Source organism: Providencia heimbachae ATCC 35613 (assembly GCF_001655055.1).
GTDB classification, from domain to species: domain Bacteria; phylum Pseudomonadota; class Gammaproteobacteria; order Enterobacterales; family Enterobacteriaceae; genus Providencia; species Providencia heimbachae.
In genome coordinates, this window is record NZ_LXEW01000030.1 from 30,835 (window position 1) to 54,338 (window position 23,504).

Here is a 23,504-nt window from a genome sequence, read left to right on the forward strand (position 1 = left end):
TTTAAAAAATTAACGATACCAAAGGCGGCGGATCATACAGAAATTCTGTTTACCACGCAATGAAAACTATGTGGTTTTTGTGTTATTCTATTAAAATTATTGTTCTATCATCGCATAAAAAATAGACGGAAATCCAGTTATGATCGTCGTTCAGGTGGCTTTACCTGTCCCTTTAAATCGCACATTTGATTATCGCTTACCCGAAAATATGCCACTACCCGTGATTGGTAGCCGCGTAATGGTGCCCTTTGGTAAACGCCAAGCCCTTGGAGTGGTGGTAAATCATAGCGATAAAAGTGAATTTTCAGAGGATCAATTAAAATCCATCGAACAAGTGCTCGACTCACAAACGCTATTCCCTGATGACCTGTGGCAACTATTGCTCTGGTCATCCCAATACTATCACTACCCCCTTGGTGAAGTGTTATTTCATGCGATGCCAACATTACTTCGCCAAGGTAAAGCCGCTGAATTCACGCCAATTTGGCAATGGCAAGTCACACCCGAGGGGTTATCTGTTGATATTAATGAACTTAAACGTTCGCCAAAACAACAACAAGCCCTCGCGTTACTACGTCGTCATCCTATTTATCGCCATCAAATTAGTGAATTGGAAATCAGTGAAAGCGCACTACAAGCATTAAAGAAAAAAATGTACGCAGAACTACATCCAATCCAACCAATAACCGAAAAATGGCAACCTACGTTTACGGTTTGTGGTGAACGCCTGCGTTTAAACAGCGAGCAAGCGACTGCTGTTGGGGCTATCCGAGCACAAGATGACCAATTTTCACCTTGGTTACTCGCAGGGATCACAGGCTCCGGAAAAACAGAAATCTATCTCAGTGTATTAGAAAATGTACTTGCTCAAGGAAAACAAGCCCTTGTTTTAGTGCCTGAGATTGGCTTAACGCCACAAACAATTAACCGTTTTCGTGAGCGGTTTAATGCCCCGGTGGATGTACTGCACTCAGGACTCAATGATAGCGAACGCCTCGCAGTTTGGTTACGTGCTAAACAAGGCGCTAACGCGATTATCATTGGTACCCGTTCTGCACTCTTCACGCCATTTGCACGCTTAGGCATTATTATTATCGATGAAGAGCATGATAGCTCTTACAAGCAACAAGATGGCTGGCGCTATCACGCGCGTGACCTCGCCGTTTTTCGCGCGAAAAAAGAAAACATTCCGATTGTTATGGGGACAGCAACACCGTCTTTAGAGACTCTGTGTAACGTACAACAGGGCAAATATCGCCAATTAGAGCTGACTATCCGAGCGGGTAATGCACGCCCTGCAACACAGCATTTGATTGATTTAAAAGGACAACCGCTTAAGCATGGTTTATCTCACCTGCTTATCAATCATATTAAAGAACATTTGGCAAAAAATAACCAAGTTATCTTGTTTTTAAATCGCCGTGGCTATTCTCCCGCCTTAATTTGTCATGAATGTGGATGGATTGCAGAATGCCAACGTTGCGACCACTATTACACCCTTCACCAAAACTTTCGCCAACTACGCTGCCATCACTGTGATAGCCAGCGCCCTGTTCCGCACCAATGTCCACAATGTGGCTCAAGCAACCTTGTCCCGGTTGGGATGGGAACAGAACAGCTCGAAGAAGGCATCTCTGAATTATTTCCTGATACACCTGTAACCCGTATTGACCGTGATACCACCAGCCGAAAAGGGGAGCTTGAACAACATTTAAATGAAATCCATGCTGGCGGTGCGCGTATCTTAATTGGTACGCAAATGCTAGCCAAAGGGCATCACTTTCCTGATGTGACTTTGGTGGCATTGTTAGATGTCGATGGGGCGCTATTTTCGAGTGATTTCAGGGCAGCAGAACGTTTTGCTCAACTTTATGTTCAAGTTTCAGGCCGTGCTGGGCGAGCAGGTAAACAGGGAGAGGTATTTCTACAAACTCATCATCCCGAGCACCCTTTGTTGCTCACCTTATTAGAAAGTGGTTACAACGCGTTTTCCCAAGAAGCAATGGAAGAACGACGCATTGCCATGCTGCCCCCATACACCAGCCATATTTTAATTCGTTCGGAAGACCATAATAATCACGATTCACGGCAGTTTTTACAAAACGTAAGGCAGTATGTGTCCCAACATCCCCAAAGCGATGCACGGCTATGGATCTTAGGTCCAATGCCATCTATTCAAGCTAAACGCGGTGGACGCTTTCGCTGGCAGCTATTACTACAGCACCCTTCCCGTGCCTATCTTCAACAATTTACAGCTCAACTTTTACCTGAGTTACTCAAGCAGCCTGAAAGTCGCAAAGTAAAATGGAATATTGATGTTGACCCAACTGATGGTTAAATCAAATTATTTTGCCTTAAATAGAAAGCACAATATATTTGGCTAATTTTCGCTCAGTAAAGATTTGGCTTAAGTTTTTACACCTCAATTATTTTCAAAATTTGCGAACCAGCTCTAAAAAATGACGCAAGTCACAGTTTTTATGCAAACTAGGTAACAGATATTGTTGTGAAACGGATTAGAATGACTTCTAATCAGAAATAATGACGTGTTCGCGCCATTCAAAAAAAGCAAACGATTAAATAACCCTAAGGAAGGCGTTGTGGAAAATCAAAAACACAATAACACTGCAACGATGAAAGACGTTGCAAGTGCGGCGGGCGTATCGACAGCAACGGTCTCCAGAACATTAATGAACCCTGAGAAAGTTTCGCTACAAACTCGCCAAAAGGTCGAACAAGCCGTCATGGATGTCGGTTACTACCCTCATAACCTTTCGAGAAGCTACAAACGTAATGAATCAAAAACGATTCTCGTGATCGTGCCAAATATTCGAGATCCTTTCTTTAGTGATGTGATCTGTGGTATTGAAGAGATCGCCGCACAAGAAGGCTATTTCGTTTTGATCGGTGACTGTAAACATCAACAAAAACAAGAAAATGCGTTTATTAATCTGATCATTACCAAACAAATTGATGGCATGGTGCTATTAGGGTCAAATATTCCCTTTGATATTTCAACCGAAGAACAGAAAAATCTGCCACCTATCGTGATGGCCAATGAATTCGCACCAGAGCTAAAACTGCCAACCGTGCATATCGATAACTTAACCGCGGCATTTAATGCAACTCATTACCTGCAAAAACAAGGTCATAAGCGCATTGCCTGTATTGCTGGCCCTGATTATATGCCTCTCAGTCAATACCGCTTAGAAGGTTATAAAAAAGCCATGTTAAGAACAGGCGAAAGGTTACGTGAAAGTTATATTGTAAGAGGTGATTTCACTCATGAAGGCGGTGCTGAAGCACTAAAATCACTGTTAGCACTTCCTGAGCCCCCAACTGCAATTTTTTGCCACAGTGACATTATGGCAATCGGTGCGATGTGGCAGGCGAAAAAGATGGGCTTAACGCTACCTGACGACCTTTCTTTTGTTGGCTTCGATAACTTAGAGCAAGCTAAATATACCATACCGGCACTGACAACAATTGATCAACCTCGTGCAGAAATTGGTCATCACGCAATGCAATTGCTACTTGAACAAATTCAAGGAAATAATGTCACGCCAGGTTCACGTCTCCTTGATTCTGATTTAATCATCAGAGAGAGCACAAAAGCGCCTAAAAGCTAGGGTTACAAGCCGCTTAACCTGTCTAACGGGCTTTTGCTTTGAACAAAAATTGACCCTTATCGGTCAACAGCCCTAGGCAAAATCGTTCAGGTTAAGTAACATGTGAAACCAAATGACGACTAACGATTGATTAACTAGCGAATTAATAGCGTGGCACAAAAAGATTATGTAGCTCGAGGGCGTTCATCTGCCCGTAAGAAAGGCAAAGGTAAAGGGAAGAAAGCACCAGGACTACCGATCACGACATTGGTTGTCGCTGTGGCTATTGTCATACTCTTTGTGGGTGGCTTGTTTTATATTACCCACAATAAGAAAGAAGCCCCTCAAACTCATAGCGCAGTAACACCAACACCTCCGGGAAGCACCCTACCACCAAAACCTGAAGATCGTTGGAAATACATCAAAGAACTCGAACGTCGAGGCGTTGACTTACCCAGTATTCAGCAACCTAATGCGGGTACCGGCGGTAATAATATTCGTCAATCTGATTTAACCTCAGAGCAACGCCAACTCCTTGAGCAAATTGACTCCGATAGACGTCAACCAGTGACTAACCTGCAAGAAATTCCATTTAATGGTAAGCCTGTTCCGCGTTCTCAAGTCATTATTAACGAGCCGACTCAACCGATTGAGCCACCAGCGCAAAGAAAACCCGTTATATCCAATGAACCGAAACCAGAAACTCGCCCTACAGCACCTGTTCAGCAAGCTCAACCAGAGAAAAAACCTGAAAGCAAGCCTGTAAATAGTATGCAAAATATGATGGTGCAATGCGGTTCATTCCGTACCTCAGAGCAAGCAGAGTCAGTCCGAGCAACACTGGCATTCGCCGGTATTGAAAGCCGCGTAGCCGCCGGAGGGGGTTGGCATCGTATCGTTCTTGGGCCTTATTCTAAGTCTACGGCTGAAAAAATGCGTGATCGCGCTGCCGGTGTTGGGGTTTCCGGTTGTATTCTTCGTGCTTCTGGGGGTTGAAAAACTAAAACCCCCACCCCATCTACTACTTTAACGTACTCATAAGCAGCTTTTTTGTTTTCAATACGTTTCAAGTGAGCATTAACTGACAACGCTCACTTGAAATTTTTGCTATCAAAAATAAAAAATAACTGCATTTTTTGTAATAGAAACTAGGGGCTAACTCATGACAACAATCGTAAGTGTTCGCCGTAATGGCCAAGTTGTAATTGGTGGTGATGGACAGGCGACGATGGGTAATACCGTCATGAAAGGCAATGTCCGCAAAGTTCGTCGCTTATATAACGACAAAGTCATTGCAGGATTTGCTGGTGGCACCGCAGACGCATTCACACTTTTTGAGCTGTTTGAGCGTAAACTTGAACTGCATCAAGGGCATTTAACCAAGGCAGCTGTTGAATTAGCGAAAGACTGGCGTACCGACCGTATGTTGCGCAAGCTTGAAGCGCTACTGGCTGTCGCAGATGAACACACATCGCTCATTATCACCGGTAATGGGGATGTGGTTCAGCCAGAAAATGATTTAATTGCTATCGGTTCCGGCGGTCCATATGCGCAATCTGCAGCTCGCGCACTATTAGAAAATACAGATTTAAGTGCAAAAGAAATTGCTGAAAAAGCACTCACCATTGCCGGTGATATCTGTATTTACACCAACCATAATGTCAACTTTGAAGAAATTTCTTCAAAATCATAAGGATTGTTAGTATGTCCGAAATGACTCCACGTGAAATTGTCAGCGAACTCGACAATTATATTATTGGCCAAAATAAGGCTAAACGTTCTGTTGCGATTGCTTTGCGTAACCGCTGGCGCCGTATGCAGTTAAATGAAGCCTTACGCCATGAAGTAACCCCTAAAAATATTCTAATGATTGGCCCTACAGGGGTCGGTAAAACAGAAATTGCTCGTCGTCTGGCTAAACTGGCGAATGCACCTTTTATCAAAGTAGAAGCGACCAAATTTACTGAAGTGGGTTATGTCGGTAAAGAAGTTGACTCTATCATTCGTGATTTGACAGATGCTGCCGTTAAAATGGTACGTCTACAATCTATCGAAAAAAATCGCTATCGTGCTGAAGAGATGGCTGAAGAGCGTATTCTTGACGTTTTGATCCCACCAGCAAAAAATAACTGGGGGCAATCAGAGCCTGTTGATGAACAATCTCCAGCACGTCAAACTTTCCGTAAAAAATTACGTGAAGGCCAGCTAGACGATAAAGAAATTGAGATTGAAGTGTCAGCTTCGCCAATGGGTGTTGAAATTATGGCACCTCCTGGTATGGAAGAAATGACTAACCAGCTGCAATCAATGTTCCAAAATCTAGCAGGGCAAAAACAAAAACCGCGTAAAATGAAAATCAAAGAAGCCTTTAAGCTTTTGATTGAAGAAGAAGCGGCAAAATTAGTTAATCCTGAAGAATTAAAAGAGCAAGCGATTGAAGCGGTTGAACAAAATGGTATCGTATTTATTGATGAATTCGATAAAATTTGTAAACGTGGTGGTCAAAGCTCTGGCCCTGACGTCTCTCGTGAAGGTGTACAACGTGACTTACTGCCATTAATTGAAGGCTGTACGGTCTCTACGAAACACGGCATGGTGAAAACTGACCATATCCTGTTTATCGCCTCAGGGGCTTTCCAAGTGTCTAGTCCATCAGACCTAATCCCTGAATTACAAGGTCGTTTACCTATTCGTGTTGAATTGCAACCGCTGACAACTGAAGACTTTGTGCGTATTTTAACTGAGCCTAGTGCATCATTAACTGAACAGTACAAAGCATTGATGGCGACCGAAGGTGTGAATATCGAATTCACCGAAGATGGTATCCGTAAAATTGCCGAGTCTGCATGGCAAGTTAATGAATCAACAGAAAATATTGGTGCGCGTCGTCTTCACACAGTCTTAGAGCGCTTGATGGAAGATATCTCTTACGATGCCAGCGAGCGTAACGGACAAAGCATCATAATTGATGCTAGTTATGTGAAACAGTACTTAGATGAACTGGTCGCAGACGAAGACTTGAGTAGATTTATTTTATAATCTTATTAATTATCAGGTTTTCATGTATCCTTAATATACATTCGATAAAGTGCAGCAATCTGGCTGCACTTTTGACAAACGCATTCGACCCATCAATAAAAGAATGCAAATGTATTTATTAATATGATGGGTTATTTAACTTGTTAAGAACATTGACTCAAAATAGTTCAACTTATCGCTAAACCACAATAACGGCTATAATTTGAAGCATGAAGAGTATAGACCTGTGAATAATTAAATGAATTCAACCACCATTAGCCGTAAACAGGCTTGGCTAGAAAGTTTGCGGCCGAAGACCCTTCCTTTAGGGGTTATTGCAATCATTACTGGTTCTGCATTAACGTATTTAACTGGCAATTTTAAATGGCCAGTTGCCCTGTTATCCATCATTACTGCAGGTTTACTGCAAATTTTATCTAACCTCGCCAATGACTACGGTGATGCGGTGAAAGGTTCCGATACTGCGGAACGAATTGGCCCTTTACGCGGTATGCAAAAAGGGATTATCACCCAAGCGGATATGAAAAAAGCGCTAAAATTTAATATTATCGCTGCGTGTATTTCCGGCATATTATTAATTATTGTCGCGTGTGAAAAACCAGAAGACGCCATCGGCTTTTTAGCCTTAGGCTTAATTGCTATTCTTGCTGCGATCACCTATACCGTTGGTAAAAAACCGTATGGCTATTTAGGCTTAGGTGATATTTCTGTTCTGGTCTTTTTTGGCTGGCTGAGTGTAATAGGCACCTTTTATCTACAAGCTCATAGCTTCAATGTGATCACTATTTTACCGGCTACTGCCTGTGGGCTTCTTTCTGTCGCGGTTTTAAATATCAATAATATGCGCGATATCGAAAATGATGTAAAAGCGGGGAAAAATACCTTAGCCGTTCGATTAGGTCCTCAGGGCGCACGAATTTATCATACCATTATCATTTTGGTTGCTATCCTGTGCTTTGCCTTCTTTAATCTATTATATCTGCAAGGTTGGAGTGGTTGGCTATTTTTGCTTGCTGTGCCAATGTTGATGAACCATATTCGCCGTGTGCTTGCTGATCCAACCCCAGAAGGTATGCGTCCAATGTTAGAAAACATGGTAAAAGCGGCGCTTTTAACCAATGTACTTTTCTCCATCGGCGTAGTGATGAGCAAATAATATCAAATAGTTGCTTATTTTTTGACTTACTCCGCCTATTTTTGGGCGGGGAATTTTGCCAATCACTGTTGAAAAGGGATATACTGATCCCCTCTTGCAGCAAAAAAAGACCTAAATCCCATGAAATATGATACTTCCGAGCTCTGCGACGTCTACCAAGAAAGCGTTAATGTGGTAGAACCTTTATTCTCCAACTTTGGTGGACGTACTTCATTTGGCGGTCAAATCATTACAGTTAAATGCTTTGAAGATAATGGCATTCTGTATGATTTGCTGGAAGAAGATGGCCAAGGGCGCATATTACTTATTGATGGCGGTGGCTCTGTCCGTAAAGCACTGATTGACGCAGAACTTGCCGAGCTGGCTTTCAATAGCCATTGGGAAGGCATCGTTGTTTATGGTTCAGTTCGTCAAGTCGATGCACTGATGGAGCTCGACCTCGGTATTCAGGCACTTGCCGCTATTCCAGCCGGTTGCCCTGATGAAGGTATTGGTGAAAGTGATATTCGCGTCAACTTTGGTGGTGTAACCTTCTTCTCCGGTGATTATCTGTATGCGGATAACACAGGAATGATCCTTTCTGAAGAGCCACTGACTGCCCCAGAAACTGATGAATTTGAAGAAGTTGAAGCTATCGACGAATAATTGTTAATTAAAAAATTCAATAAATAAGGGCAGATATTACTATCTGCCCTTATTTTTTATTCGTGTTTCTACTCTAAATAACTCGCATTGCAGGTAGGCGGCAAATGAAGCCAACCCCCTACAATACGAAGTATGACGAGGAAATTAAACTTCTTCCATCTTACCGAGCAACGTCCGTAACCGCTCCTGCCATACCTGCTGCTCTTGCTTAAGTTGCTCATTCTCACGCACTAGTGACTCAGTACCTGATTTTGCACTCTCAACTTCTTGGGCAAGCGCACCATTTTTATCTTTTAATTCATCGATTTCCATTTGCAGTAGTGTAATGGTATCGATCGCTTGTTGAACTTTGGCTTCTAGTTTCTCAAATACTTCAAATGACATGTTTCCAATCTCCCTTGTAAGCTTTTAACAGATTGTAAGTAGCATGATCCTCTGTGTCCAGTTCCTTACGTCTGAATCGTTATAATATTGATTTCAAAACACTGGTCAGATCACATTGCAAAGGTCGATTACATCACTATTTTTGGTTGTTTTCTTTCGCTTTAGTGATGTAACACACATTTTTCAATTTCGATATTTCTCGTTTATGTTCATTAACGATAAATTCACACTATAGGTTTTCGATAAGAAAATCTTACCTTGCAAAAATATTACAATAATTTTAATTTTCGTAGGATAGATATATGAGCCAAATGACCTCAACTACACTCACCGGTCAGTGTATTTCGGAATGTCTCGGAACTGCACTCCTCGTCTTTTTTGGTTTAGGCTGCGTCGCCGCAGTCCGTATCGCAGGGGCACAGCTTGGCCTCTGGGAAATCAGTGTCATCTGGGGCTTTGGAGTTGCCCTCGCGGTTTACTTAACTGCCGGGATCTCTGGCGCTCACTTAAACCCGGCCGTTACACTCGCTTTGTGGCTATTTGCTTGCTTTGATAAGCGTAAAGTTGTCCCATACATTATCGCACAAATGCTCGGTGGTTTTTTCGCCGCAGCCCTCGTATATGCAATGTACTCTCCTGTTTTCCTTGATTATGATCAGGTACATAATATCATTCGAGGTACACAAGAAAGCTTATTTACTGCCGGCGTATTCTCAACCTACCCAGCCCCTCAAATTAGTGAACTACATGCCTTCTTTATTGAAGTTGTCATTGGTGCAATCTTAGTTTGCCTAATTTTAGCGCTTACTGATGACGGTAATGGAGTCCCTCGCGGGCCTTTAGCACCTCTCCTCATTGGTATTTTGATTGCGGTTATCGGTGGGTCATTTGGGCCACTAACAGGGTTCGCACTTAACCCAGCCCGAGACTTTGGACCGAAAATTGTCGCTTATCTTGCAGGATGGGGGGATATCGCCTTAACCGGTGGACGTGAAATCCCTTACTTCCTAATTCCATTAACCGCCCCAATCGTCGGTGGTTTATTAGGTGCATTCGCTTACCGTAAACTGATCGGCCGCCACTTACCTTGTATGGTCTGTGAAGACGAACCGGAAGAAGAAAAAAAACCATTAACTAAAAACGCTTAATTATTACTAGAACAGGTTTAAATTATGACAACAGAAACAAATATCGAAAAAAAATATATTGTCGCTCTTGATCAAGGAACAACCAGTTCACGAGCAGTCGTACTTGATCACGAAGCCAATATTGTGAGTGTTTCTCAACGTGAGTTTAGCCAAATTTATCCAAAACCAGGCTGGGTTGAGCATGACCCAATGGAAATTTGGGCATCACAAAGCTCAACACTGGTTGAAGTGCTAGCGAAAGCCGACATTCGTACTGATGAAGTTGCGAGTATCGGTATCACCAACCAACGTGAAACTACCATTATTTGGGAAAAAGAAACGGGTAAGCCCATTTACAATGCAATTGTATGGCAATGCCGCCGTACTGCTGATTTTTGCACACACTTAAAGCAAAATGATAAAGATTTAGAAGAGTACATTCGCCAAAATACTGGCCTCGTTGTTGACCCCTATTTTTCAGGAACCAAAGTTAAATGGATCCTCGACCATGTTGAGGGGGCGCGTGAACGCGCAGAAAAAGGCGAATTACTGTTTGGTACTGTCGACACGTGGTTAGTTTGGAAAATGACGCAAGGACGTGTTCACGTTACCGACTTTACCAATGCCTCTCGTACCATGTTATTTAATATTCGTAATCTCGAATGGGATGACAAGATATTAAAAGCATTGAATATCCCGCGCGCTATGTTGCCTGAAGTTCGCTCTTCATCCGAAGTTTATGGACAAACTAACATTGGGGGTAAAGGCGGCACACGTATTCCAATTTCTGGCATTGCAGGAGACCAGCAAGCGGCACTGTATGGCCAGCTTTGTGTGAAATCAGGCATGGCAAAAAACACCTATGGAACAGGCTGTTTCTTACTGATGAATACCGGAGATACGGCGGTACGCTCTAACCATGGACTGCTCACCACGATTGCCTGTGGCCCGCGCGGTGAAGTGAACTATGCTCTCGAAGGGGCTGTATTTGTCGGCGGTGCATCGATTCAATGGCTACGCGATGAACTAAAACTCATCGATGAAGCCACTGACTCTGAATACTTTGCCACTAAAGTTAAAGACAGCAATGGCGTTTATGTTGTTCCTGCCTTTACTGGCTTAGGCGCACCTTACTGGGACCCGTATGCACGTGGAGCCATTTTTGGCTTAACACGTGGTGCGAACCGTAATCACATCATTCGTGCAACACTTGAGTCGATTGCTTATCAAACCCGCGATGTACTGGATGCGATGCAAGCAGACTCCGGTGAGCGTTTAAAAGCGCTGCGTGTGGATGGCGGTGCCGTTGCAAACAACTTCTTAATGCAATTCCAATCCGATATCTTAGGGACGCCAGTAGAGCGCCCTGCAGTACGTGAAAGTACAGCGCTGGGTGCCGCTTACCTTGCCGGTCTGGCTGTTGGCTTTTGGAGTAGCCTTGATGAGTTACAAAGTAAAGCAACCATCGAGCGTGTCTTTAAGCCCGGTATTGAAACAACTGAACGTAACTTTAAATATGAAGGTTGGAAAAAAGCGGTTGCCCGTGCGCAAGAGTGGGAAGACAGAGGTTAATTTTTCTGTATAACCCCAATTTATTGCTAAATAGATAATCATAGCAGTGCTTCGGCACTGCTTTTTTATATTCACAATAAAACTAATTAGCTAGTAAATGAAATCACAACAACCAGAACAATAATAAATTAGATTGCACCAATGACTTTATTTAGAATTCCCTATGATATGAATTCATTAATCGTTACTTAAAGGAAATAAGGTTATGGATAACCGAAAAACTCAACCACACGATAAACTGGGTCAATACAATAAAAACACTTACGGCTTCGCAGTAAAAACGCACTCAGCCGCCCCCTTCAACCCTAATCATTTTGTTTTTGAACAAACTGTTTTGCTTACTGATATACGCAACCAGACTAGCTCACTGAAAAATAAACAACAAACCACCGTGTGGGTATACGAAGCAGTGATCACTTCGCCTAAATATGGCTCACTAACCTTCATGGTTGATAAACACAATTGCCAATTTGCAATCGACATACAGGGAAAAAAAAGCAATCTTACTCCACAAGATAGCTTTGAACAAATAACCCTAGATAATCTTCAGGAAGGAGAACAGATTAAGGTTACATTGACAGCAACTACGGATGGTTCCGTACCCATTTTTCGTTTTTTATGGGATGCAAGCAATGATATATCCCATATTCCTGACCAAACCATTTATCCATTAATCCCGACTCATCCCTCTACTGGCATCAATAATAATACAATAAAATCAGCGCCTATTAATTATACCCGCGTCCACAATGCATTAACTGACCAAATGTCTGATAGTAATTTACGACTTGGAAATTATAAGAATCGCGGAAGGATATCGATAGTTCATAGAAACTCTCGAATACTAAAAGCATTAACAGGTAATCCTGAACACTCTGTAAATAGCCAAGCTTCTTTTAATTGGATAAATTGGTTAGTTGGCAAGCCTCGGATATCAGGCGAAAACAAACAAAGCAATTTACTGAGCCTCTCTGATTCAACGCTTTTTTCTGGATCCAACATCCACCACAATCAAAATTTATTTGTTGAGAGTTTTAATTCGCCTCATGTATGGAAAGAAGGTGAATCGCGTGCAAAAGATCAAATCTCGGATTTACTCTTACCCAGCGGGCAATGGCATCGCCACTATGACACCGTCATTATTCCCGCGAATGCTAATGATCAGCAGATAGAATTAATTCGTCATTGGCTCGAATTAACAGGTGGAAGTGTCATTATCATTCAAGACAAAAAAATACAGCGCTCGACTCATGTACAACAATTTATCGATGATATTGATTGGATACCAAAAAAGAACATGATGTTAACGCAATCAGATAAGCCGATAACGCTTATTGACCCAACCAATATCCAAGAAAAAATGATATTTGAAAATAATGATGCTTCCCTCGAATTAACCCGCCCTCTCGTCATGACCAAGCAGGCTTTCAATATTCATGGTTTTCAACAAGTTATTTCTTTACCATCCAAATCAATCAACGCGTTGAATTTAACAAACAAAGAATTAGAAAATGCAGAGTATTTTTCAATTACAATTAATAGCTCAAGACAAAAAACATTATTGAAATTAGATGATATCCCACTGTCTAAACATGATTCCTGGGACTCATTAGCCCAAGAAATAGAAAGTAAAGTTAATCAGCAACTTGTTCCACTTTCACAGCCCTCGATTAAGATACGCTATAAAAATAATCAGCTGGTTATTTATGGTAACAGACAGATTTTTTCTCAGTTTCAACTTAAAAAAAATCAGACGATTCATCATATAAAAGATCGCAATGAACTTAAAATATCAAATGAAAATAACCAAACCATTTACAAAATCGATTTGAATAAGGATTATGCGAATAGCTGGACGCATTTATCATTCAAATTAATAGACAGTAATAACTGTATGACCGGCGTATATCAAGAGCAATTTAAGCACCTTGGAACTCAATTTAATACTCCAGAACAATTCGCAGAATACCTTCAGCGATATTTACATTCAAAATTAGACGATGAGTCTATTCAAGTTTATTGGGATGAAAGAGGCAACAATCTATGTGTTGTCGACGCTAAAAATAGGGAACTTGAAGAATTCCAATTTAGTTATAACAACCAAATAATTCCCATTGTTGTTGCAGAAAATCCGACTGCTATCCCACATAAATTAGTGGTAGGAGCCGTCACGGGAATATTGCCTAACCATGAAGATATCGATGAATTTCAATTAATTGAAAAACCACAATTTGGCGAAATACAACTCAATTCAAAAACGGGAAAATGGCAATATAATCCCGACAAAGAAAGGCTATTCTCAGGGGCTGAACAATTTGATTTCATCGCAAAAATGAAAGATGGCAGTATATCTGCACCAATGTCAATTCAACTTCAGGCTGAGACCGCCCCGATAGTCTCTATTCCCGGAAAAAGAACTTTTTCAATTAAAGACCCTATTTATCATGAACCTCAGCCTAGATATTATTCAGCTCCAGCTGATATGCAAATTCATCATATACAACTTGCTCAAACACACTTACAGCGCCCCGATAGCCCATATTTTAATTTAACTGCTAATCGCTGGGCACTACTAAAAGTTGACATCACCAGTCTATCTTTGGCAAATGCACCTGATTTCGTAGCTATCATTACAGATAAACAAGGAAATGAATTAGGCCGAGTTAGACTCACTGGCCCTGATAAATTACCACAGTCATTATTACCTATACCAAATACACCACATATCGCAGCCAGTGAATTACACCAACAAAGTTATACAGCACCATTAAAAGGTGAGTGGATGCAGCCCGATATCCAAGTACGCATTATGGCAAATAACCAGCCAATAACGATGCCTTACACAGATGAAAACGGATTTTTTGCATTAAATATAAAACCTGATAACCACCTAATATCACATGTCACGAATACAAGTCTTTATCAGCAAGGTCATGGAATTTATGCTTACTCCCCACTTAATTGGGGACTTGAGGCTGCAAATAAATTACCGGTAACACAATTCACGCTTTATAGTTACCCCGCAACGCCTGATTTTCCAGCTTTACCCATTTATATGTATCCACATTTCTACGACCGTACGCTGGTTAATCCTCAATATGATAATGCAACAACTCACCCTTACCTTGTCGATGCACAAATAGCTTGGGCTTATCTAAATAGTAAAATGTCACTAGATAGAAATAGTCTGAACTCTGAATTCTATTATTCCTCTATTAATAAGCTCATGCCGCCATCAATGAAAACTAAAATATTAGGATTAGGGCAAATTCATCATAGTGGAGGCGAATCAAAATCCGGGGTGTTATTTCATGAGTTATATGGTCATGGATTAAAATTACCCCATACAACAGACACTCAATACCCTTTTTCTAGCAAGAGTCATGGCGATAATATTGGCTATGACCAACAGCGACAGCAATACACCACTTATCGCTATACTTCAGATAATGATAATAAAATTAATGAATCTCAACCGACCATGTATCCTCAATATTCGCCTCATACCACCGACCAGTATGATGCTTTTTTAGCCCACTCAGACTATTTCACTTTGGAAATACAAAAATTCTTAATGGATGAAATGCGCTGGCAGCCTAATGCTGTAATAGACCAAGATACTGAAGATAATGGGTTTGTAGGGGAAGGTTTCTATCAAAAATGGTCAAGTAAAGATAAGAAATGGATAACACTCAATAATCAGAATTTCACACAATATTATAGAGAAGAACAACAGCATTTATTGATACATAAAAGAGATGTCCCTATTTATTGGATACGAGGGCAATTTATAAAAACCCCGACGAATAATAAACTTCATCCCTATAGCGCTGTAAATGTTATTCGCTCTGTTGGTCATTTACCCGCCGATTACCATAATTTAATCACCCATGAAGGCCGCCCTTTTCATCCTTATTACCGCTATGCACTGCAAGTCACCTATGCCACCGAAACTGGCCTACTGACCGAGAAATTACAAATTCCCTTAATGTACGATGAAATAAGTATGAATATTCCCGATAAAGGGGAACTCGTCAAATTTGATATACTTGAAATTAATAAAAATAAGCAAACAGTAAGCACTTTCTACCATTACTCAAATCCTGAATCACTGGCCAATCGAATGCTCATCCATAGCGATGGTCAGACATTACCAAAAACATTACAGCTGGATAATTATTGGCGTGGCAGTAAATTATTTTGGTCTGCAACTGATAAAAACATGATTGATTTCCCAACAGGAAAATTGAATTATCAACGTATTAACGCGCAAAGTGCGATTTGTGCAAGCTGGGTAGAAAACGGGCAATTACACCAACAATATTTTTCATTGAATGACCCATTCGGTAAAAATAATAAAGTTGATACAACCAATATTTTCCAACCAATTAATCATTTTGATATACAAAATAATGAACGGAATATAGCAGACGTTCATTTAAATGTTCTTTCTGAGACTCGGCTACTTTCTGATGTACATATCAACCAACAAATTGACATTCGAAAACTGGGTTTAATCGAAAAAAATAATCAATATTGGGCGACTCTGGTTATTTATGATGAACAAGGCAATATGCAAGAAAAAATGCCATTGGAGACTTGGTTTTTATCCGTAAATCAAAATATACTTTCAGTCAAAGGGACAATAGACAGCACCCCTGGGTTAAAAATCGCAGGAATTAAAGTCTATATCGACCAACACCTGCATGATGATGTGGCGGCCAGCTCAATTTGGATCCATCAAAATACCCAAGAGACATTGGCTGAAAATACCAAGTTGCTCGATTATGATCGCCCGGTAATCTTTAATTCGATCGAACATCAGCCTGAATTATTGGCGTCACTCCCTAAACATGAAGATAGCTTGATAGGTAGAGAAAAAGCCAATTTCCACATCCCTTCAACGATTGTCCCTATGCCAATCGCAGTCTAAATTTGACGGCATAAAAAACGCATCAAAACAAACACGTCAGGTAGCTAAATAATAGCTGCCTGACCATTTTAATTTTAGACTGTCCGCTCAGTATGATCCATTCGACGCGCTAAAGGTAGCCAACACAGCAACACCAGCGTTGACATTAAAAACATCAATAGTCCTAGGCTAAATTGCCCATTTTGTGGCAATAAAGCCGAGACCCACGTTGCGACCCCAGAACCCACATTTTGCAATCCTCCCACTAAAGCACCCGCAGCCCCTGCAAGATAAGGAAAAGGTTCCATCGCGCCAGTTGTCGCAAGGGGAAATAACATCCCTGCACCAAAGAAAAAGACTGCTGCGGGAACCAGCAATGTCCAAATATTCATGATACCGAACCAACTTGGTATCCACATCATCGCACCCGCTAATAAGCAAACAATCACCGAATGCCACATCAAAGTATAAAAACTTTTTCCTTCACGCCCTGCATACCAAGCACCAAAAAATGCGGCAGGTATCGGTAAAATAAACAGAACACTCACCGTGATACTGCTAAGACCTAATACCCCACCCATCAATACACCGCTACTTGATTCAAATACGGCAATTCCTGCTAATGCACCAATTAGCATCGCTAAATAAGATAAAAATGGCCCATTTGATAACAATTCACAATATGACGCGATCATTTTACGCTTTTCAGGTGATATAGGACGCGTTTCTGGCAACCAGCGATACATGCTTAATAATACTGAAGCACCTAAGACAAATAGGAAAATATAACAAGCATGCCAGCCAAAGAAATGCGCCAGTATTCCACCAAACATCGGCGCTAATAATGGACTAACTAACACCCCCATATTTAATAAACTATTGGCGTAGCGTAGTGCCGTTCCTTTATACAAGTCACGAGGCATCGTTCTTGCCATCACGCCCGCAACCCCAGTTCCTAAACCTTGCAAGCCACTTGCGATTGTCAAAACCGTCAATGTAGGAGCAAAAATGGCCACGATGGTCGATAAAAGGAAAATAGATAAGCCCGCTAAAATGACAGGCCGACGACCAATTTGGTCTGACAATGGGCCATACACTAATTGCGAAAAGCCATAAGAGAATAAATAGGCGGCCATCACTTTCTGTACAGAGCCTGAAGGCTCATCAAAATAAACAGCAATTTCTGCAATTACAGGTACATAGATAGTTTGAGTCATTTGACCGACCGCAGCCAAAGCAATCAACATTAACAGCAGATTAAAATGTTCCAGTTTTCTCATTTTCTTCTCAAACAAAATATTAATTCCGCACACACACGCACTGCATTATTAAGATTTAATAATGCTTGGGTATAGTTTCAGAATTAAATAACAAATAATTATCGAATGTTTTTGATTAGCTCAGACTCAGAAAGTCTGTAATAAACCAACTTTATTCTAATGTGACTAAGATAACAAAAATTATTATTTTTTCGAGCCAGAGCTCCATTTTATTTTATTCATCTATGGCAGCCATATTCGCCACTAGTGTCAACATAATTGTACATTAAATTTAATAATGTACTAATTTTAAGAATAAATCACTGGAACACATTATCGATAAGAACAAACAATGAACTGCTTTAGTATTAAATCCTAATATATGCGCAGCGAAGTATCACTTAATTAATTTACGCTGTGCCACGAAAGATTATAAATATCAAAAAAATTAGAGGTGAGTATTTATGGCTAATTGGGTTACTGGGAAAGTCATTGAAGCAAAATTTTGGACCGATTCCTTATTTAGTCTTGTGATCAACGCACCGATAAAACCATTTACTGCCGGTCAATATGCTAAGTTAGCGCTAGAAATTGACGGAGAGCGTATTCAGCGCGCTTACTCTTATGTCAATGCCCCAAGTGATAATCGCCTCGAGTTTTATTTTGTTATTGTACCTAATGGGAAACTAAGCCCAAAGCTAGCGCAATTACAATCCGGGGATGAGTTACAAATCACAGATGAAGCAACAGGCTTCTTTGTATTAGATGAAATCCCTGAATGTAAAAATTTATGGATGCTATCAACAGGTACAGCCATAGGGCCATTTTTGTCTATATTACAAGAGGGTATAGGCCTTGAGCGTTTCGAAAAAATGGTACTCCTTCACGCGGTTCGCTATGAAAAAGATCTCAGTTACCTGCCTCTAATGAAAAAACTTGAACAGCGATATCAAGGTAAACTGCAAATTGTTACCGTGGTGAGCCGTGAGCAATGTGAGGGGTCGCTGTATGGTCGCGTACCCGCTTTAATTGAAAGTCAGGCTCTCGAAAATGCAGTTGGTATTCCTTTAACCCCTGAAACCTGCCACGTTATGCTATGCGGTAATCCTGAAATGGTCAAAGATACGCGTGAAACATTGAAAAATACTCGCGGAATGGTTAAGCACTTACGCCGTAAACCTGGCCATATTTCGAGTGAGCAATATTGGTAATTGTTCACAAATGCTACCCTGATAAGCCGATAAAACAGGACGTTCTGGGTAGCAAAAGGCAGTTATAAATAATCAACCGGCTCGGTTTTTAATCCAAACTTATTTTCACTGTCCATGCCGACAAAAACCCCGCAATCCAGCAGCATAATCATTGCGATAAATAGGGGTAAAAATCGGCCTATTCCCCACTGCCAAATGGACGCTAATTGGCTAACATCGATAGAGGCTAACGCAAATGCTAAAATAATTAAGGCAAACCAACCTCCAGGTTTTCCTCTATCATGCAAGCGCTTAGTAAAAATAGCGGCTAATGGGTATAGCAAGAGTAAAAATAAAATAGCAACGAATGCATCAGGCAATAAAAATGCATTTTGCAAAAGCACAATCACCGTCATCAAAATAAAGCAGGCCGCTATCCCTGCCCAAAATGGTCGACGACCGATGCGGCCTTTGAATGAAAAAGCCCATTGTTGTAATGTCATTAGACGTAATCCTGATACAATGTTAGCAACTAAAAAGTGAGTGGCAAAAGTATGATCCAACCTATATTTCGGTCAATTAACGTTATCATAACCGTTTTCACGCTCAGTTTGCCACAATTGGCACTCGCGCAAAAAGTGCCTACATTACCCGATACCGATTTTGAAGTGGCCTATTTATCCCCTGATGCCCCTTCATTTGACCTGACAATCCCAGTGCTACGTACCCAATTCAATCAAACTTATGAAGATTTGTATCTACATGAATACAAAGTGATTGCGAGCCAAGATATTTCAGCCCCTTATATACGCGCTGCCTCTCGGATTAACCAGCAAATTTATTCATCTGCCGTTTTAGAGCGAGGCAGTGAAAAAATCAAAAGCCTACAAATTACCTTGCTGCCGACTGATAACCAAAAAGAAGCTGAAGAAAGCAGGCAATTGATTGAACGATATATTATTGCACTTATTCATCAATTTGATCCTAATGTTTCCCTAGATAAAGCCCCCGAACTTACCGCAGCGCTGAATAAATTTATGGCGGATAAAGCACCAACCCGTGCGGAAGAAGCAAGATTAGGAAGTCTGCGCTATATTTTAGTAAAAAGTGACAATAATGTGCTTACTTTTGCTGTTGAACCGATTAAGCTAGAGCAACAAACCCCCTAAACGGATTCGGATCACAGGGATTAGAACAAGCATGATGAAAAGCAAAGCTATTCTCACCCATTGTTCTTATAATATGTAGAGTGAATGGCGATAGAAAACTGTTTCGTTACGCATAAAAAACTGACCGCGTAATGAATAACTCATTGATTAATCATTCAAACTTTCTGGTTGGAGGAAACAACATGCGACATCCATTAGTAATGGGTAACTGGAAACTCAACGGTAGCACCCATATGGTCAATGACCTGATCGCAGGTCTACGCAATGAACTTAGTAGCGTTGATGGCTGTGACGTAGCAATTGCACCACCTGCTATCTACCTGAACCAAGCTAAACATGCCCTTGCAGGTAGCCGTATTGAATTAGGTGCACAAAATATTGATGTGAACCTATCAGGCGCATTCACGGGTGAAACTTCCGCTGAAATGCTAAAAGATGTTGGTGCAAAATATATCATCATCGGCCATTCAGAGCGTCGTACCTACCATCATGAAAGTGATGAATTCGTTGCTAAAAAATTCGCAGTATTAAAAGAACAAGGTTTAATCCCTGTTCTTTGCATCGGTGAAACCGAAGCAGAAAATGAAGCCGGTAAAACGGAAGAAGTTTGTGCTCGTCAAATTGACGCTGTTCTGAATTTACTGGGCGCAGAAGCTTTCCAAGGCGCCGTTATCGCTTATGAGCCAATTTGGGCTATCGGTACCGGTAAATCTGCAACTCCAGCACAAGCTCAAGCTATCCATAAATTTATTCGTACTCATGTGGCGAAGAAAGATGCCGCTGTCGCTGAACAAGTTATTATCCAATACGGTGGCTCAGTGAATGCGAGCAACGCAGCGGAATTATTCACTCAGCCAGATATTGATGGCGCATTAGTGGGTGGCGCATCACTAAAAGCGGATGCTTTTGCTGTGATTGTTAAAGCGGCTGCCGCAGCTAAAAAAGCAAAATAATTAAATTTTGCTGTAATATTATTCTCGTAAACCGCCAACAAAGGCGGTTTTTTTGTCCAATGAATATCGGGTCAATCGCCCCCTATCTTGAAAATAATAACATCAAGCTATACTTCACTGCATAATTGATAGCATCAATTATTTTTCCAGAAAAAATAAGTCATACTCATTTCCAATCAATTTTTAACATTTATCGCTATAATTTCCATTTCGTAATGGCACTAAAGTCCTAAATTTGATTTATAGAGCATAAACCCTACACTTTAACCTTTAATCCAGACGAATAATTTATTCGCCTATATTTTCAGCATAGATCACAATTCAAAATAATACCAAAGCAAGATTATTCCCTATAAAAATTACTTATTCTGATAATTTAATTATTTAAAATCAAATAGGTAATCATAAAATCATAATTTGACTATTAGTGCGATATTCTTTTACGCTTAAAAATAAGAATAATCTCAACTGTGATTTTCCTCACATCATAAATACGAATCGCTACTTATTATTCTTCGAAAAATAACTAAGGAATAATAAAATGAAGACACTTACCTTACTTTCTGCCTGTATTTTTAGTGCAATATCAATGGCAGACCCACTCACCCAAACACAACTCAATGACTTGTGGAAAGATAAACAGAAATCTGCTGATGAAATTGTGAGAAACATGTCTGAAGCAGAAAAAATCGGCCAGCTCTTCATGCTAGATTTTAGATATTGGAATAAAGATAAAAACGGTGAGCCTGCGGCGTTTTTAGCGATGAACGATGAGGTGTCTAAAGTCATTAACCAATATCATTTAGGCTCTGTCATTTTATTTCGCGAAAATTTGATTAATACACCACAAACGGTTGAGCTGATTAATCAATTACAATCTTCTCGCAGCAACCTGCCACTTTTTATTGGCACTGACCAAGAAGGCGGCTACGTCACACGTTTACGTGTTGGGACAGAAATGCCTGGCAATATGGCATTAGGCGCAACACGTAACCCCGCACTTGCTGAATTAACAGGAATGATCCATGGATATGAATTATCCAGTCTAGGGTTCAACATTAACTTTGGTCCCGTTGTGGATGTGAATAACAACCAAAATAACCCTGTCATTGGTGTTCGCTCATATTCAGACAATAAATCCCTTGTTGAGCAGCTATCGACTAACTACGTCAAAGGGATCCATAAATACAACCTACTAACGTCATTAAAGCATTTTCCAGGACATGGTAATGTGTCCTCTGACTCCCACGTTGATTTACCCGTTGTAAACTCTGACGCCAAAACATGGCGCTCAACAGAATTACCACCATTCAAATATGCACTCGCTCATGGTGCAGATGCAGTCATGACTGCCCATATCATCGTTCCCGCTCTCGATAGCAATAAAATCAAAACATTAACTGGCAAAGAAGTGGGTACACCAGCCACACTTTCAAAACCTATCTTGCATAATATTTTACGTGAAGAGCTGAAATATGATGGTTTAATCGTCACCGATGCCATGGATATGGGGGCAATTGCTGATAACTTTGATATGAATTGGGCTGTTGAAACATCGTTACTTGCAGGTTCTGACATTGTGCTGATGCCAATCAAAATGTGGGATAGCGAGGCTGTTAGTCGCCTTGATAATATGTATCGCCACTTAGAGATTCAGGCAAAAGAAAACCCTGAGCTGCAAAAACGCATTGATGAATCTGCAAAACGTGTCGTCCTGAAGAAGCTTCAACAAGAAATCACCGCACAACCGATTAATTTAACTATTGCAGAGCAGGTTGTGGCGTCGAAAAGCCATAAAGACCTTGAAAACATGGTCTCTGAGCAAGCTATCACGCTCATCAAAAATGAAAATATCCTACCTTATGTGCTGAAATCGAATAATCATATTCTGGTTATTTCTGATGAAAAACCGCGTAATACGCTAATTCAAAAACACCTCAGCGATATCGAACAACAAACAAATGTGAGTATTCAAACCAGCGACAGCGTAGTGAAATTAAATGAAAATACACTGACGCCAAGCGAAGCTAAAAAACTCGTCAAAAACCAAGATCTTATTCTACTGACCACTTACAATCTGAAAGATAATCCAGCTAATGCTCAGCTTATTATTGATGAAGCTAACAAGGCGAAAATACCATTAGTGGTTATCTCATCACGTAACCCTTATGACATTGCTTACCTGAAAGAGGTTAAAGCCAATATCGCTATTTATGGCATTACAGGTTTTGATGTGACAAATAATAACCGTAATTCACTGGAAACCAATATTCGCAGTGGTTTACGTACCCTTTTTGCCGATAGCCATGCTCAGCCACTCAACCCACCTAAAGGGTTGCTACCCGTCAACATCAAAAACCCACAAGGCAATAAAATTTTATTCCCTTATGGTCACGGTGAAACTTACAACACCGCAGGTTAACAACTTCAAGCACGCCCTTAATAAAAAAGCATTAACCCGCCTTTATGCCCCCTTCGGTATAAAGGACG

17 protein-coding genes are annotated in these 23,504 nt (G+C 40.8%); 14 read left to right on the forward strand and 3 right to left on the reverse strand.

Going from position 1 to position 23,504, the window contains the following annotated elements; translation table 11 throughout:
- The first annotated feature begins 139 nt into the window (after positions 1-139).
- The 7 genes from priA (at position 140) to rraA (ending at position 8,448) form a co-directional block, all read left to right on the forward strand.
- Entirely contained in the window at positions 140-2,338 is a 2,199-nt protein-coding gene (gene priA, locus M998_RS09980; protein ID WP_068908655.1) for a primosomal protein N', read from the forward strand.
- A gap of 262 nt (positions 2,339-2,600) precedes the next feature.
- Positions 2,601-3,629: a DNA-binding transcriptional regulator CytR gene (gene cytR / locus M998_RS09985; RefSeq protein WP_068908657.1), complete on the forward strand. Its 1,029-nt coding sequence runs from the start codon at positions 2,601-2,603 to the stop codon at positions 3,627-3,629.
- A gap of 150 nt (positions 3,630-3,779) precedes the next feature.
- Entirely contained in the window at positions 3,780-4,604 is an 825-nt protein-coding gene (ftsN, locus tag M998_RS09990; protein ID WP_068438209.1) for a cell division protein FtsN, read from the forward strand.
- 166 nt (positions 4,605-4,770) lie between these two features.
- Positions 4,771-5,301, forward strand: coding sequence for an ATP-dependent protease subunit HslV (hslV, locus tag M998_RS09995; RefSeq protein ID WP_068438207.1), 531 nt, complete (start codon positions 4,771-4,773; stop codon positions 5,299-5,301).
- A gap of 11 nt (positions 5,302-5,312) precedes the next feature.
- Complete coding sequence (hslU, locus tag M998_RS10000; protein ID WP_068908659.1) at positions 5,313-6,647, forward strand: ATP-dependent protease ATPase subunit HslU; 1,335 nt, start codon at positions 5,313-5,315, stop codon at positions 6,645-6,647.
- A gap of 238 nt (positions 6,648-6,885) precedes the next feature.
- A complete protein-coding gene (locus M998_RS10005; protein ID WP_068438202.1) occupies positions 6,886-7,803 on the forward strand; it encodes a 1,4-dihydroxy-2-naphthoate polyprenyltransferase in 918 nt (305 codons plus the stop codon).
- A gap of 120 nt (positions 7,804-7,923) precedes the next feature.
- Positions 7,924-8,448, forward strand: a complete 525-nt coding sequence (rraA, locus tag M998_RS10010) for a ribonuclease E activity regulator RraA (protein ID WP_068438198.1) — start codon at positions 7,924-7,926, stop codon at positions 8,446-8,448.
- A gap of 144 nt (positions 8,449-8,592) precedes the next feature.
- Here rraA and zapB read toward each other — a convergent pair whose 3' ends face one another.
- Positions 8,593-8,832 carry a cell division protein ZapB gene (zapB, locus tag M998_RS10015; protein ID WP_068438195.1) on the reverse strand — a complete coding sequence of 80 codons (240 nt, stop codon included), beginning with the start codon at positions 8,830-8,832 and terminating at the stop codon, positions 8,593-8,595.
- A gap of 302 nt (positions 8,833-9,134) precedes the next feature.
- Between zapB and M998_RS10020 the strand changes: the two genes are divergently transcribed.
- The 3 genes from M998_RS10020 (at position 9,135) to M998_RS10030 (ending at position 16,464) form a co-directional block, all read left to right on the forward strand.
- Positions 9,135-9,980, forward strand: coding sequence for an MIP/aquaporin family protein (locus tag M998_RS10020; RefSeq protein ID WP_068438193.1), 846 nt, complete (start codon positions 9,135-9,137; stop codon positions 9,978-9,980).
- Positions 9,981-10,004: 24 nt separating this feature from the next.
- Positions 10,005-11,531 (forward strand): glycerol kinase GlpK, encoded by a 1,527-nt coding sequence (gene glpK, locus M998_RS10025; protein WP_068438190.1) that lies wholly within the window; start codon positions 10,005-10,007, stop codon positions 11,529-11,531.
- A 205-nt stretch (positions 11,532-11,736) separates the two neighbouring features.
- A complete protein-coding gene (locus tag M998_RS10030; RefSeq protein WP_068908661.1) occupies positions 11,737-16,464 on the forward strand; it encodes a hypothetical protein in 4,728 nt (1,575 codons plus the stop codon).
- A gap of 74 nt (positions 16,465-16,538) precedes the next feature.
- Here M998_RS10030 and emrD read toward each other — a convergent pair whose 3' ends face one another.
- Positions 16,539-17,723 carry a multidrug efflux MFS transporter EmrD gene (gene emrD / locus M998_RS10035; RefSeq protein ID WP_068908663.1) on the reverse strand — a complete coding sequence of 395 codons (1,185 nt, stop codon included), beginning with the start codon at positions 17,721-17,723 and terminating at the stop codon, positions 16,539-16,541.
- A gap of 443 nt (positions 17,724-18,166) precedes the next feature.
- Between emrD and fpr the strand changes: the two genes are divergently transcribed.
- On the forward strand, positions 18,167-18,913 hold the full coding sequence (gene fpr, locus M998_RS10040) for a ferredoxin--NADP(+) reductase (RefSeq protein WP_068438183.1): 747 nt from the start codon (positions 18,167-18,169) through the stop codon (positions 18,911-18,913).
- Between the two features lie 62 nt (positions 18,914-18,975).
- On the opposite strand, the gene M998_RS10045 is transcribed toward fpr, so the two are convergent.
- Positions 18,976-19,395 carry a DUF805 domain-containing protein gene (locus M998_RS10045; protein ID WP_068438178.1) on the reverse strand — a complete coding sequence of 140 codons (420 nt, stop codon included), beginning with the start codon at positions 19,393-19,395 and terminating at the stop codon, positions 18,976-18,978.
- A 51-nt stretch (positions 19,396-19,446) separates the two neighbouring features.
- Here M998_RS10045 and M998_RS10050 point away from each other — a divergent pair, with 51 nt between their 5' ends.
- The 3 genes from M998_RS10050 to M998_RS10060 all read left to right on the forward strand — a co-directional run bounded on the left by M998_RS10050 (position 19,447) and on the right by M998_RS10060 (position 23,436).
- Complete coding sequence (locus M998_RS10050) at positions 19,447-20,061, forward strand: DUF1454 family protein (protein ID WP_068908665.1); 615 nt, start codon at positions 19,447-19,449, stop codon at positions 20,059-20,061.
- Positions 20,062-20,243: 182 nt separating this feature from the next.
- Entirely contained in the window at positions 20,244-21,014 is a 771-nt protein-coding gene (gene tpiA, locus M998_RS10055; protein WP_068908667.1) for a triose-phosphate isomerase, read from the forward strand.
- Between the two features lie 541 nt (positions 21,015-21,555).
- Entirely contained in the window at positions 21,556-23,436 is a 1,881-nt protein-coding gene (locus tag M998_RS10060; protein ID WP_068908669.1) for a glycoside hydrolase family 3 protein, read from the forward strand.
- The last annotated feature ends 68 nt before the right edge of the window (positions 23,437-23,504 follow it).

What these genes read in the sequence shown, in the direction of transcription:
- priA (WP_068908655.1), top strand. Translation starts at nt 140, where the DNA reads ATGATCGTCGTTCAGGTGGCTTTACCTGTCCCTTTAAATCGCACATTT.
- hslV (WP_068438207.1), top strand. Translation starts at nt 4,771, where the DNA reads ATGACAACAATCGTAAGTGTTCGCCGTAATGGCCAAGTTGTAATTGGT.
- hslU (WP_068908659.1), top strand. Translation starts at nt 5,313, where the DNA reads ATGTCCGAAATGACTCCACGTGAAATTGTCAGCGAACTCGACAATTAT.
- M998_RS10005 (WP_068438202.1), top strand. Translation starts at nt 6,886, where the DNA reads ATGAATTCAACCACCATTAGCCGTAAACAGGCTTGGCTAGAAAGTTTG.
- rraA (WP_068438198.1), top strand. Translation starts at nt 7,924, where the DNA reads ATGAAATATGATACTTCCGAGCTCTGCGACGTCTACCAAGAAAGCGTT.
- zapB (WP_068438195.1), bottom strand. Translation starts at nt 8,832, where the DNA reads ATGTCATTTGAAGTATTTGAGAAACTAGAAGCCAAAGTTCAACAAGCG.
- M998_RS10020 (WP_068438193.1), top strand. Translation starts at nt 9,135, where the DNA reads ATGAGCCAAATGACCTCAACTACACTCACCGGTCAGTGTATTTCGGAA.
- glpK (WP_068438190.1), top strand. Translation starts at nt 10,005, where the DNA reads ATGACAACAGAAACAAATATCGAAAAAAAATATATTGTCGCTCTTGAT.
- M998_RS10030 (WP_068908661.1), top strand. Translation starts at nt 11,737, where the DNA reads ATGGATAACCGAAAAACTCAACCACACGATAAACTGGGTCAATACAAT.
- emrD (WP_068908663.1), bottom strand. Translation starts at nt 17,723, where the DNA reads ATGAGAAAACTGGAACATTTTAATCTGCTGTTAATGTTGATTGCTTTG.
- fpr (WP_068438183.1), top strand. Translation starts at nt 18,167, where the DNA reads ATGGCTAATTGGGTTACTGGGAAAGTCATTGAAGCAAAATTTTGGACC.
- M998_RS10045 (WP_068438178.1), bottom strand. Translation starts at nt 19,395, where the DNA reads ATGACATTACAACAATGGGCTTTTTCATTCAAAGGCCGCATCGGTCGT.
- M998_RS10050 (WP_068908665.1), top strand. Translation starts at nt 19,447, where the DNA reads ATGATCCAACCTATATTTCGGTCAATTAACGTTATCATAACCGTTTTC.
- tpiA (WP_068908667.1), top strand. Translation starts at nt 20,244, where the DNA reads ATGCGACATCCATTAGTAATGGGTAACTGGAAACTCAACGGTAGCACC.
- M998_RS10060 (WP_068908669.1), top strand. Translation starts at nt 21,556, where the DNA reads ATGAAGACACTTACCTTACTTTCTGCCTGTATTTTTAGTGCAATATCA.